8 protein-coding genes and 1 pseudogene are annotated in these 12894 nt (G+C 62.6%); 2 read left to right on the top strand and 7 right to left on the bottom strand.

All coding sequences use genetic code 11. The features are described from left to right. Positions 1 to 279: 279 nt before the first annotated feature. Positions 280 to 720: a rhodanese-like domain-containing protein gene (locus tag AC3EA7_RS08635; protein WP_488613638.1), complete on the top strand. Its 441-nt coding sequence runs from the start codon at positions 280 to 282 to the stop codon at positions 718 to 720. 476 nt (positions 721 to 1196) lie between these two features. After that, on the top strand, positions 1197 to 3863 hold the full coding sequence (locus AC3EA7_RS08630; protein ID WP_488613637.1) for a winged helix-turn-helix domain-containing protein: 2667 nt from the start codon (positions 1197 to 1199) through the stop codon (positions 3861 to 3863). Here the strand turns inward: AC3EA7_RS08630 and AC3EA7_RS08625 are convergent. The 7 genes and pseudogenes from AC3EA7_RS08625 to AC3EA7_RS08595 form a co-directional block, all read right to left on the bottom strand. Further along, positions 3790 to 5913, bottom strand: coding sequence for an oxidoreductase (locus tag AC3EA7_RS08625; RefSeq protein WP_488613636.1), 2124 nt, complete (start codon positions 5911 to 5913; stop codon positions 3790 to 3792). The genes AC3EA7_RS08630 and AC3EA7_RS08625 overlap by 74 nt on opposite strands. Positions 5914 to 5992: 79 nt before the next feature. After that, complete coding sequence (locus tag AC3EA7_RS08620; RefSeq protein WP_488613635.1) at positions 5993 to 6655, bottom strand: O-methyltransferase; 663 nt, start codon at positions 6653 to 6655, stop codon at positions 5993 to 5995. Between the two features lie 222 nt (positions 6656 to 6877). Further along, the gene (locus AC3EA7_RS08615) at positions 6878 to 8173 is read right to left on the bottom strand and encodes a glycoside hydrolase family 1 protein (RefSeq protein WP_488613634.1); all 1296 of its coding nucleotides are present in this window, start codon (positions 8171 to 8173) and stop codon (positions 6878 to 6880) included. 678 nt (positions 8174 to 8851) lie between these two features. Beyond that, positions 8852 to 10639: an ATP-binding protein gene (locus tag AC3EA7_RS08610; RefSeq protein ID WP_488613633.1), complete on the bottom strand. Its 1788-nt coding sequence runs from the start codon at positions 10637 to 10639 to the stop codon at positions 8852 to 8854. A gap of 561 nt (positions 10640 to 11200) precedes the next feature. Then, on the bottom strand, positions 11201 to 12061 hold the full coding sequence (locus AC3EA7_RS08605) for a hypothetical protein (protein ID WP_488613632.1): 861 nt from the start codon (positions 12059 to 12061) through the stop codon (positions 11201 to 11203). Positions 12062 to 12084: 23 nt separating this feature from the next. After that, the gene (locus AC3EA7_RS08600; protein WP_488613631.1) at positions 12085 to 12501 is read right to left on the bottom strand and encodes a hypothetical protein; all 417 of its coding nucleotides are present in this window, start codon (positions 12499 to 12501) and stop codon (positions 12085 to 12087) included. A 64-nt stretch (positions 12502 to 12565) separates the two neighbouring features. Continuing rightward, a pseudogene (locus AC3EA7_RS08595) lies at positions 12566 to 12894 on the bottom strand (transposase); the annotation flags it as partial.

Below are 12894 nucleotides of genomic sequence, written 5' to 3'. Positions count from 1 at the left end.
GGCGGGCATCTATGCGGCATTCGGCGTGACGCTGATGCTCTCGTTGTTGGCGCTTGGCGCCTCGCTGGCGCGCATCCGGTTGTTCCAGGCGGTGAAATTGGGGGATGTGAACTGAGAGGTGAGAGGCGAGAGGTGAGAGGCAAGTGGGGCGGAGGTGTGGAAGGGTTATCCGGCAGTAACCTTTTGCCTTGAAGACACATCATAAAAAAGAGTGGTGAGTTGGTTCCCGGTTCTCAGTTCTTGGTTCTCAGTTCTCGATTCTTCAACGGAGCATACGACATGAAACGTTTCTTCCTCCTCCTGCTCATGACGGCAACATTCGCGCTGGCTTCCTGCGCCGGCGCGCCTGCGGCGTCTATGCCTGCCGCACCGAATACAGCCCAATCGAGCGCCATCGATGTTGCGAACCTGTCGCTCAACGTCAATGTCGCCACGGTGCGCGCGATTATGGGGCGCGATGATGTGGTGCTGCTCGATGTGCGCGAGCCGGAGGAATACGCCGCCGGGCACATTCCTGGCGTGCAGCTCATCCCGATGGGAACGATTCCCGCTCGCCTGAGCGACATCCCAACCGACAAAACGGTGATTGTCACGTGTCGTAGCGGCAACCGGAGCGGGCAGATCACCGACTTTCTGCGGCGCAATGGATTCACCCGCGTCCACAACATGCAGGGCGGGATTCTCGCCTGGCAACGCGCCGGGTATCCTGTCGAGCGGTGACGGTCACGCTGAACGCGCGGCTGCCAGCGATTGAAATCACCCCTGAAGGGCCTGCAGCCGATCGTCCGCGCAGGCGGATGGGAACGGAGCGGGTGGGCTGGACCCGCCCGAGCACCAACAGGGAAGCATGAATGGTTATGGGCGGGCGCTCGTCACTCACACAAAGGCGCAGAGGCGTAAATACCTCGCTCATCATTCATCACTTACAGGACTTACGCGGTCCCCTCATGGACGAGCCGTGTGATGGCTCTTTTTGCCTTCGGCAGAGCGGTACTTATCTTCTTTTGTGGTAGGGTGCGGCGGCAATGCCGCCGCACCCTACCACCTTGATGCGAGCACCACGCTGCCTCAGGCTCTGGCGAAGCCAGAAAATGCGCCACCGCGTAACTCGTATCACTTACTAGTGCGACGCACGCGCCCCGGCGGACTTGCGATACAATGCAGTATCAGAAAGGACAGACAATGATCGGGGTTCTATGAGCGAATCGCTGCTCATAACCAAAATCGCCCGACCCGCCCCCCATTATCGTTTCATTCCCCGCCAGCGCCTTACCCCACGGTTGCGCCATCTCATCGATGTTCCGGTGACGCTCGTCAGCGCCCCGGCAGGCTTCGGCAAAACAACGGCGATGCAGGAGACACTGCACGCGCTCCAAAAGGAGCACGGAACGGCGTTCGCGTGGCTCACCCTCGACATCTACGACAACGACCCGGTTCAGTTCTGGCGGTACGTGGCGCTGGCGCTGCACACCGCCCTCCCCGATTGCGCCGCCGCAATGATCGAGTCGCTTGCCGGACCGCAACCCGCGCCGGTCCGTCCGCTGCTCGCCGTGACGCTCAACGAAATCGCAGCGCAGTCACAGCGTCTGGCGCTCGTCCTGGACGATTACCACCTGGTCGAGCCGTCTGCCATTCACGACGACCTGACCTTTCTGGTCGAGCATGCGCCGTCGAATCTGCACATTGTGTTCATCACGCGCACCGATCCGCCGCTGCCGCTCCACCATTGGCGCGCACAGGGAAAGTTGCTCGAAGTGCGCGCAGCCGATCTGCGGTTCGATCAGGACGAGGCGACGGCGCTGCTCAACGGCATCATGCGCCTGGGGTTGAGTGAAGAAGACACCACGATCCTGCTCGACCAGACCGAGGGGTGGCCCGCTGGATTGTACCTGGCCGGGCTGGCGTTGCGCGAGGAGAGCGCGGCGCCATCGCTGACGCGGCACGACCGGATTGCGCGACTGGCGCAGAGCAACCGCTTCATTATCGACTACCTGACCGAAGAGACGCTTGCGCAGCAACCGGCGGAGATTCGCACCTTTCTACTCCGCATCTCCATCCTGGATCGGTTCTGCGGCTCACTCTGCGACGCAGTAGCAGAAATGACCGGCAGCGCCGCACTGCTCGAAACGCTGGCGCAGGGTCATCTGTTCATCATCCGGTTGGGATTGCCTGCGCCGGACGGTGAACCCTGGTTTCGCTTCCACCAGTTGTTTGGCGATCTGCTGTGCGGGCAGGCGCGTCGCACATTCCCCGAAGACATCGATGTCCTGTACCGGCGCGCGGCAGCCTGGCATGCAGCGCATGGCGACATCGAGCAGGCTGTTGAATATGCGTTTGCCGGGCGCGACTTCGCACGCGCGGCGCAGTTGATCGAGCGCTCTGCCAGCACGCTGGTGATGGAAGGACGGGCAGCGCTCCTTGAGCGCTGGTTGAACCTGTTGCCCGATGCATGGCGGCAGACGTTGCCCCGCACCGGTGTCGCCTTTGCGTGGGCATTGATCCTGCGCGGACGCTACAGCGAGGTTGCGCCATACCTCGCCCAGGCGGAAGCGTCCATTCCGCCGGATAATCCTGCACTGCACGGAGAACTGCACGCCGCGCGCGCCGTTCTCGCCGAAACGCAGGGACGGGTGGCTGAGGCGCTCGCGCATGCCCGGCGGGCGCTCGATCTTGCTCCTGCCGACCATCTCATTGCGCAGGCAGTGGCGCACACGGCAATTGCCGGTGCGCTACGCGCGTCTGGCGACGTGGACGACGCTATTGCGGCGTATGAACATGCTGTGCCGCTATGTCAGGCGGCGCGGCTGCCACTACCGGCGCTCCTCGGGCGCGCCCACCTCGGTTTGCTCTACCTGACGCAGGGACGGCTTCGCAGCGCCGAAGCCGCCCTTCAACCAGCGTTGCAGTCAGCAGTTTTCATCCCGGCTGCCAGTCCTGTGTTCATCGCGTATAGCGCCGTCCTGATCGAGCGCAACCGGCTGGACGAAGCGCAACGCTACTTGCAGCACGCCCTGGACCTTGCGCAGCAGAGCGGGCATACCGCTGCACTGGCGCAGTGCCACCTTCACCTGGCACGGTTACGGCGCGCACAGGGCGATCTGGCGGGGGCGCAAATTGCGCTCGATGCCGCTGCGACGTTTGTGGCTCAGGGAGTTCCGGCGTGGATCGAGCCAATGCTCCTTGCAGAACGAGTGTACCTGTATCTCGAGCAGGGCGCAGCGACAAAAGCCCGGCATGTCCTTGCAAGTCGCGGTACGGTGGTTGAGTCGACCGCCGGCAATATCCGCGAGGATCTGCCACTGGCGCGGGCGCGCCTGCTGTTGCGCCAGGGACGCAATGCCGACGCCTGCGCGCTACTGGACGATATTATCGTATCTGCCGGGCAATCCGGTCGCCAGGGGCGGATGATCGAAGCGTTGATCCTGCGTGCGCTGGCATGTGACGCATTGAACGACGAAGCCGCAGCCCTTGATCATCTCCAACGCGCTCTGAGCATAGCAGAGCCGGAAGGATACGTGCGCGTCTTTCTCGATGGGGGTGCGCGTCTGGCGCAATTGCTCCATCGTATCGGAAGCGACTATACGAATCGTCTGCTAGAAGCATTCCCGTCTTCAGTGCGCAAGCGTGCGATTGATCGTCCAGGACTGCCGGAACCGCTGACCAACCGTGAGCGTGATGTGCTACGATTGATGGCGCACGGATTGACCTACCGGCAGATCGCTGACGAACTCGTTGTGAGCGTCAATACGGTACGCTACCACATCAAGAGCCTCTACAGCAAACTCCAGGTCAACAGCCGCATGCTGGCGCTTGCCCGCGCGCGTGAATTGCGCCTTCTCGAAGTTCAACGTTCAACGGAATAACCTCTCTCATAAACGGCGGCGCATCGACATCCGGCATCTCATCGAACTCGCGCGCCGCCAGATGCCCGGCGAAGACCGCCTGCGCGATGATGTGCGGCGCGTCGGCATCGCCGATGACCCGCAGGGTGCGAAGACGACCCTCAGCGCGCGCCTGCGCCAGGTCGATCGCCAATTCGTCGCGTGGCGCGCGATCGGCGACGATCACCACCGCCTCACACGTCAGGTCGGTTGCGCGATTTGTGGCGATGTCATACACCGTTACAGCGCCGGCGTGAATCGCGCTGAGTGCGCTGCGCGTGTGGATGCCAACGTCAAGGTCGCGCAGACGGCGCTCGATGCGCTCCTGTTCAAGCGTGAACTGTGACCAGTGCGACACCAGCGGCGCCGACGTGCACAGAGCGACGCTGCATCCCCGACGCGCCAGCAATTCTGCCAGCACACCCCCCATGTAGTAGTGATCGTCATCGTAGATCACAACACAACCTTCCGGCAGGCGTCCATCCATAATGTCATCGGGGGTGAAAACGTGCGGCAGATCGCATCCGGGGAGAGGATGATGCACGGTGCGCCCCACGCCGTCGCGTCGCCAGGTGGCGCCGGTGGCAACAATCACATGCGCATACCCGCTCTCCAGAACATCGGCAGCGGTCATGGGATTCCCCGGCAGCACCTGGACATTCGGCATACGCGCGATCTGAGTCAACCGCCAGTCGATCACACGCCGCCATTCGCTCAAACCGGGCAGCCGCGCCTCGCGCGCCACCCGCCCGCCCGGTTCACGCCGCGCCTCGACCAGCGCGACCCGATAGCCGCGCTGACCGAGCGCTCTGGCGCACTCCAAACCGGCCGGACCGGCGCCGACAACCAGGATTTCTGCATCGCTGCGCTTTGGAGCAATCGTTTCAGGATGCCATCCGCGTCGCCATTCTTCTCCCATCGTTGGATTCTGAGTGCAGCGGATCGGCACGCACTTGTTGTCGCTGGAGACGCAAACGTTGCACCCGATGCACTCACGAATGTCTTCGACGCGCCCTTCCCGAATCTTGCGCGGCAGAAAGGGATCGGCAATCGAAGGGCGCGCAGCGCCGATAAAGTCGAGCATACCACGCTGCACCGCCGAAACCATCGACTCCGGCGAGGTGTAGCGCCCCACGCCCACCACCGGTTTGCTCGTCAGTCGCTTGACAAAAGCGATGTACGGTTCCTGGAACCCTTCCTTCTCGAAGCGCGACGACGCCGAGTCATTGCTCCACGCGGAAATGTTGACATCCCACAGATCGGGAAGTTCCGCCAGCATCGCAACGATCTCATACGCCTCCCCCTGACAGGTGAGACCTTCATCGCCGAGCAATTCATCGACAGCCATGCGCACCGCAACCGCGCAGCGATCGCCGACGGCCTCTTTCGTCTCTTCGATCAATTCGCGGAAGAGGCGCACACGGTTGGTCAGGCTGCCGCCATACTCATCGGTACGGTCGTTGAAGCGGCGCAGCAGAAAGTGCATCGCCAGGCTCAAGCCATGCCCGGCATAGCAGTAGACGATGTCGAAACCGGCGCGTTTGGCGCGTAGCGCCGCCTTCCGATGCCAGCGGCGCAGGTTTTGAATATCCTCGCGGTCCATCCGGCGGCACTGTCCCGGCTCGAAGCCCGTGCCCCCCATCAATCCAATCGAGCGGGGACCGAGCGATGTGGCGCGTGAGTAATAATTGAGCGCGTCGTGGCCATTGTGGGTCAGTTCGATCCCCGCGAGCGCGCCGTGGCGATGCACAGCCTCCGCCATCAGCGCCAGCGCCGGAATGTCATCGTCGCTCCACAGACGCCCCTCGAAGAACGGCGTCAGATCGCTCGAATGATGGATTTCGACCTCTTCGGTGCAAACGACGCCCCAGCCGCCCTCGGCTTTGACGCGGCGCATCTCTGCCAGCGCGCGCGGCATGCGATACCCCATGCCGTTGCAATGCGGAACCTGGTAGAAACGGTTCGGCGCGGTCACCGGTCCAATTCGCACCGGCTCAAAGAGAATATCGTACATATGCGCATGGCTTGTCATAGAACACGGCTCAACGCGGATGCAGACGAAGCGGTTCTCGGTTCTTAGTTCTTGGTTCTCAGTCCTCAGTTCTCAGTTCTTACCCCCTCACCACTGCCAGCGCCAGCCCGTCATGCCCCTTGCTCCCGACGGTCTGCAAGATCGTCGCCGTGACGCGCGGGTCGGCGGCGAGCGCTTCGTTGAAGCGGCGTACACCCTGCAACCCGGCATCGTCGCTTGTAGCGTCGAGCACATCGCCGCAACGGATGACGTTATCGACGACAATCAGGCTACCGGGGCGCGCCAGACGCACCGACCAATCGAAATAGGCTGTCAGATTGACCTTATCGGCATCGATAAAGATCAGGTCGAATGGTCCTGCGTCCTCTGCGGCAAGCTGCGGCAGAGTGTCGAGCGCCGCGCCCAGGCGCACCTCCACCCGGTCGGCAAGACCGGCGCGCGCGATGTTGGCGCGCGCCACATCAGCATGCTTCGGATCAAACTCCAGCGTGATCAATCTTCCATCGGCAGGCAACGCGCGCGCCATCGAGATCGCGCTGTATCCCGCCAGCATCCCGATCTCCAGAATCTTCCGGGCGTTGCAAGCCAGCGCCAGGACGTGCAGCAACCGTGCCTGAACTGGCGAGACATTGATCTGCGGCATCCCGGCGTCGCGCGTTGCGTGCAGCACCGCATCGAGCGTCGGGTCCGACGGAAACAGACCGATGATGTAGTCATCGATGGCAGCCCACTGATCGTGCATTGTGTCCTCCTGATGAGGCGATAAACCAGACGTTGACCTCTCGCCTCTCACCTCTCACCTCTCGCCTCTCACCTCTCACCTCTCACCTCTCACCCCTCGCCTCTCGCCTCTCACCTCTCGCCTCTCACCCCTCGCCTCTCGCCTCTCACCTCTCACCTCTCACCTCTCGCCTCTCGCCTCTCACCTCTCACCTCTCACCTCTCGCCTCTCGCCTCTCGCCTCTCACAGCGCCCCGGGCGCAGGGATGGCATTCGCGCGAGTGATAATGGCGTAGAGCGCAGCGGAAGGACGCATCCGCCGCTCACCGGTACGCTCGTTAAGGGCATACAGCCCAAAGCGCAACCCCCATCCCTCCGCCCACTCAAAATTGTCCACCAGCGACCAGATAAAGACGCCGCGCACATCGATGCCCTCCTGGATCGCGCGATGCACCGACTCCAGGTGATTGAGCAGGAAACGCGGGCGCTGATTGTCATCCGCGTCCGGCAGCCCGGTTTCGGTCACATAGATCGGCAGTTTCAACCAGCGGTAGACTCGCTTGAGCGCGCGGTACAGACCGTTGGGGTAGATTTCGCCGAAAGCGCCCTCCATGCCCGCATCGCTCTGCTCGAGGTGCGGCGGCGTGAAGCGGCGAATGAACAGATGGTACGGCCGGCGCAGGTCGAAGGCGATATGATCGCGGCTGTAGTAGTTCAGCCCGAAGAAATCGGATGTATCGCGCAGCCGCCGCAACACCAATCCATTGACCAGATAATCGTACATCACCGTCATCAAAACATCGTGACCGGCGGGCGAGGCGGGATCGAGAACCCGTTTATGATGCACAATGCCGACGCGATGCGCCGGATGCTGTTTGTGGACCATCTGCGCCGCCAATTCGTGCCCACGCATCAAATTGGCGAAGACCCGCAGCGCCTGCACGATATTGCGCCGTCCGGGGGGCCAGACGCCCTGGAGATAACTCAACGCGGCATAGACCGTCGGTTCGTTGACGGTGCACCAGAGATTGCAGAGATCGCCCAGTTCTTCAACCGCATACGCGACGAACTGCGCAAATCGCTTTGGGGTCGCCGGGTTCAACCAGGCGCCCTGCGCTTCAATCCAGAGCGGATTGGTGAAATGGTGGAGCGTAATCATCGGCGTCATCCCGCGCCCGACGATGCCGCCGACGATTTCACGGTAGCGACGGATTGCGTGGCGGTCGAACCGTCCCTCTTCCGGCTCGATACGGCTCCACTCGATGGACATGCGATGAGCATTCGTGCCGAGTTTCGCGGCGCGATCCAGGTCGCCTTCCGCATCGCGCCACCAACCGCAAGCATCGCCGGACACGTCGCCGTGCCAGCAGCGCCCCTGCTGCTCCCAAACCCACCACTGGTTGTTGGTGTTCTGCCCTTCGACCTGATGCGCGCTGGCGGCGGTTCCCCACAAAAACCCCGGTGGAAAGCGAAGCGGTTCGGGAAGGCGCGCGTGCGAGCGGGTGTGTGGAGAAAGACCGATATCGTACTGGACCGTCATATGTCTGGTGTGCCATCCTTGCTGTTTTTCTTTCCAGCAGTATACCACCAGAAAGGCAATGTGTGACGGATTGACGGCGATTGAGCAAGGCGGAGTCAGGTGGTCTCATCGGCGCACCTCTCTTCGTCGGTTGGCGCGGCGTTTCCGGTGTCGAGGGCTGCGGCGCTCTGGTCGCCTTGCAAAACAAGCATTTTCAAGTAATCGTATTGATAGCCACGTTAAAAAGGACGCCGGTACGTGAGAGGCGCCGCCTCACCCAACGCCCTCTGCTCCCCTCGTGAGCGAAGGGGGGCAGGGGGGTGAGGGGGAGAAGGGAAACGAGAACCGTCTGCTGCCTCCCCCACCCCCTGCCCCTCCCCCATAGAGGGGCAGGGGAGCAGTGTTCCCCCCTCTCCCCTGGTGGGAGCGGGGGGCAAGGGGGAGAAGGGAAACGAGAACCGTCTGCGGTCTCCCCCACCCCCTGCCCCTCCCCCATAGAGGGGGAGGGGAGCAGTGTTCCCCTCTCCCCTGGTGGGAGAGGGGGGCAGGGGGGTGAGGGGGAGAAGGGAAACGAGAACAGTCTGCTGTCTCCCCCACCTCCTGTCCCTCCCCCATAGAGGGGCAGGGGAGCAGTGTTCCCCCCTCTCCCCTGGTGGGAGCGGGAGGCAAGGGGGGAAAGGGGCAAAGCATCTGCCCGCCTTATACCTCATCCACCCTGAACACGTGCGCATTGGCGCGCATCAGGTCGTCAACGCTGCGGAATCCCTGGAGCACCAGCGGCGTCCCCAAGCTGCCGAGCGCCACAATCGGACCGGTGACCATGAAGGTGTAGCGTCCGGTGCGCTTCGGGTCGGGGAGGGAACAGTAGCGGGCAAACCCTTCTCTGCCCAGTTCCGTCTCGACATACTCGCGGTCGGCGCCGAGTTTGAACCCCTGCCCGAAGATTTTGACCTGCAACTGCCGGAGGATGGTCTTGTCGAAGTCGTGGAGCGTCTGGGTGATGAACATCCAGCCCACGCCATACTTGCCGGTCATGCGGATGCTCTGCGCCAGCAAGGAGCGGGTGCGCGCGCCGTCGCCAGCGTCGTCGGCGTGTTCCCCTGCGAACAGGTGCGCCTCGTCGAGGAGCACCAGCGCATTCGAGGCGCGCCCGTCCTGAAACGAACGATGGATCACCTGGCGCAGCCGGGTCAGGATTTCGTTCAACAAGAAATATGGCGTCTCGGCGACATTTTCCTGGGCGAACGACAGAATAACAATTGCGCGATCCGCCAGCACCTGCTGGATCACCTGTGACAACGGCTGACGTCCGCCCGGTTCGGTGCGGAAGCGGTGCAGCGTCTCGTGCCACAGACGGCGCAGACGCGCCTCGTCGAGGTGGTAGCGCGCCAGCACGTCGGCGGCGCGCTGCCCTTCCCCCGGTACTGTGCCGGGACGGGTGGCATAGATCACATCGGCGAAACGCGCCAGGTCCTTCACGAGCAGCGGCAGATCGGCGGCTGTCAGATCGCGGATGGGGCGACGCCGACCGGCGGAGTCGGTCAGTTCGGCAAGCATGCCCGCCAGCCGTTCGGCAGCTTCGCGTTCCTTGTTGGCGCCCTTAAACCCCAGGCTATCGAAGAACCCGGCGCGGCGCAGCAATTCGGTAAACGCCTCCGCGCCCTCCATCGCCACATCATCGGTCGTCAGCGCAACCACCTCGCGGCGCTGACGCAGACCGGCGAGCAGGCGACGGATGCTGAAATCAACCCGGTGATCCCCGGCGGCGAAGCGGTCGCGCCCGAACTCACCCTGCGGATCGATGACCAGAATGCCCATCTGCGGATTGGCGGCAAAGCCGGCGAGCAGTTGCGCCGCCAGAATCGACTTGCCGCTGCGCGTCTGCCCAAAGATGCCAAGCATCACCGCCTCGCCAAACCCGCCCTGCTCGGTGGAACCGAAGTGGCGCAGCGTCAGCGGCGCCGGCAACCCATCCCCCGGCGACTGCCCGGCGTAGAAAATCCCCGGCTCGGTATGCACCAGGTCCTGCAAAGTAGCGGCATCCGCCGGGTAAACCAGCGTCCCCGACGGCGGCGGGGTCGAGAGGGTGGTGCGACGCACCACGCGCCCCTGTTCATCGAGCAGAAAGACGCCCAGCGCCGAGAGTTGCGCCGCCGTCAGGTCGCTCTCGCCGGAGAGCGCGGGAAGCGCCCCCTGGCGTTTGATCACCGCGCGGATCACCGGGTCCTCGTGCCAGCGGTTGCGCGTGACGATCCCGCCCATCTGACAGAGCGCGCGTTTGCGGTACACCTTGCCGTTGAACCGTTCGGCGACGTCAAAGACGACCCAGGCGTGGTCGAGCGCGCGGTCGCGCGCGGTTTCGAGGATATCGACGGTGAAGTGGGTGGTGGAGTTGGGGCTGCCGATCACCGCAATCGGCGCGGCGACCGACGGCGTGGCGGTTGAACGCAGGCTGAGCGCCTCCCGGGTTTCGCGAAGCGGGCGCATAGTACTCCGAACACAAATGCTAAACACCTGTTCGCAGTATAGCAGCCTCTGGCGCAGAGATCAAGAGGGAAGCGGCAAGGATTTTCCAGCGAGGAACGAGGCGCGAGAGGCGAGGGTGGAAGGTGGGAAGGTGGAAGGTAGCGGGACGGTGCATCGGCTGCACTGCAACAGTACAAGGCGTTCTGCGCAGGGAGCGAAGATAGAGGGGCGCGGCGGTGCGTCCTGGAGGATTGCCAAAGGGACGCCCAACATTGACATCAAAAGCGCCTCCCCAGTGCATCGCCATCGTTGGAGACTCAGCGTCTCAATGACAGGACGCAGGCTGCACCGAATCTGATGATAGTGCGTGCTATTATCACGCTGCCCACGACGATGCTGCGCGCAGCGACGGCGGCAGGCGACGAACGGCGCTTCTGATGCATTGTCGTCGCTTATAAGCGATCAACCAGAAACCTGGACGGTCAAGGGGACGTAGAGCGGCTGACGTTGGCTTCGACAGGCCCAACCAGCTTCAGTCGCTCGTCGGTCAACACGGGCAATGATTGGGCAACATCTGGTTGATCATTCTACTAGAACGCAACCATCACGATGGACCCGCATGTGCAATACCCGATAACATCCCTGACGCACGGAGGCAATATCATTGGCGCTCACTCCGCTCGAACAACCGTGCATGCCGGTCACACGCCCATGAGCCTCCACTGGCGAGACTGCGCGCTGCCATTGGCGGCGTATCAGCGCCGATCCCACTCCACGCCGGGCATCTCGAAGCCGCCAGAGCACGGATGTGCGCCTACTCATTGACGCGCCGCCGACCTTTGTGCGCGCCAGATCGCACAGCCGTCGCCGCCCCCGACGATTGCGGCGACCGCCAATGCCAGCCCGGACCACCTTGCTGACCTGTGGCATCTTCCTCCGGCGATTGTGCCACGCTGCAAGACCGTGCCGTCGGACCTCATCGCAGCAGTTTCGTTCTACCAAGTGACGTTCAGTCAGACAAGATGTTCGCGCATTCGTTATGCAAGGCGCAACGATCAACATGCACCAGCAGGCATGTCGTGGACGCTGACCGCGCCCTGGCATCAGCAGCCCCGGCGGGGCTTGCACGCATTGTGTGACGATTTCGACAACATTAGCGCGTGTATCATCGACCACATCGCCATACGTAATGTTGGCGGCAATTCGTGCGGGAAGCTGCGCTGGCGTCAACACCAGTGCGCCACGGACATTCATCTGCATCGTCCACACACGACCGGTCGGCGTTTCGGTGACCGAGCCGACCGCTGCGATATCCATCGTTGTCTGATTAGTGCGCTCAAAACGCAGCGCCAGTTCAAAATCATAGCCGTCAGCACGCTCGGTTTTGGTGAAGCGCGTCACGTCCTGTTTCACAATATTGACGGGCCATGCATTCGCGGACATTGGTTACCTCCTTCGCCGCATTCTCACAGATTATCAGGGCTTGACCGTCCAGTTGGCAAGTTCGATCCGGATATTGGCACATGGATGGATCTGAGCCCGCGAGTCTCCAGCTCACGCCTCATCATGGCATCCATTTCCTCAGGCGTGCGCGGTTTGTTTCCCTCGATCGGAACTTCGACATGAAAGGAAACGCTGGCGATATTAAGCGTGACGTAGGCGTCCATCCCGCCGAACTCATCCAGGCGCCGCATCAAGTGCTGTCGTATGCTGCCGCCAGGAACCGGGATATCGATATTGCCGAACGGACTTTTCAGCGTGACATCATCTGCAAAAGGCAATTCCAGAAAATCGCGTATTCGGAGGGCGCTGGAGTCGCCTTTCGATGCCGGTTCGAAGAAAATCCTGAACTCTTCTGGTTTCAGGTCGCGGAATTCGGACATGGTGATACTCCTATGATCTAGAGCCTGTTATGTACTTTCGAGCATAAAGGTAATGAACCGCTTCAGCCACGTGGACCTTGCTGCCCTTGCGGCGTTTATGCCCGTCATCGCCGGCGCGCGCTGCGCCCCCCCTTTCCCCACCCCTGCGGGGGGGGGCAGGGGGGGCGATTGCATCGTGCGCGCGTCAACGATCACCGCGCGCGCCGATCATGGACGAGCGTTGCAACGACCCCAGCCTTCAGCCAGCGCTGGGTTTGCTGATAGACGGTGTACCACGGCGGCGGAGCGTTGGGCATCATGCGCCAGGGCGCTCCCGTGCGATGCGCTGAGCCTGCCGAAGCGCGGACGATCCAGCGCAATCCGTTCAAGACCTCGCGCAGCGCGTGGTTGCGC

Source organism: Roseiflexus sp. (genome assembly GCF_057785375.1).
The sequence above is the reverse complement of the archived record's forward strand: the minus strand, read 5'-3'. Positions and strand labels throughout refer to the sequence as shown.

Coding starts and splice junctions, on each gene's coding strand:
- AC3EA7_RS08635 (WP_488613638.1), top strand. CDS start 280: ATGAAACGTTTCTTCCTCCTCCTGCTCATGACGGCAACATTCGCGCTG.
- AC3EA7_RS08630 (WP_488613637.1), top strand. CDS start 1,197: ATGAGCGAATCGCTGCTCATAACCAAAATCGCCCGACCCGCCCCCCAT.
- AC3EA7_RS08625 (WP_488613636.1), bottom strand. CDS start 5,913: ATGACAAGCCATGCGCATATGTACGATATTCTCTTTGAGCCGGTGCGA.
- AC3EA7_RS08620 (WP_488613635.1), bottom strand. CDS start 6,655: ATGCACGATCAGTGGGCTGCCATCGATGACTACATCATCGGTCTGTTT.
- AC3EA7_RS08615 (WP_488613634.1), bottom strand. CDS start 8,173: ATGACGGTCCAGTACGATATCGGTCTTTCTCCACACACCCGCTCGCAC.
- AC3EA7_RS08610 (WP_488613633.1), bottom strand. CDS start 10,639: ATGCGCCCGCTTCGCGAAACCCGGGAGGCGCTCAGCCTGCGTTCAACC.
- AC3EA7_RS08605 (WP_488613632.1), bottom strand. CDS start 12,061: ATGTCCGCGAATGCATGGCCCGTCAATATTGTGAAACAGGACGTGACG.
- AC3EA7_RS08600 (WP_488613631.1), bottom strand. CDS start 12,501: ATGTCCGAATTCCGCGACCTGAAACCAGAAGAGTTCAGGATTTTCTTC.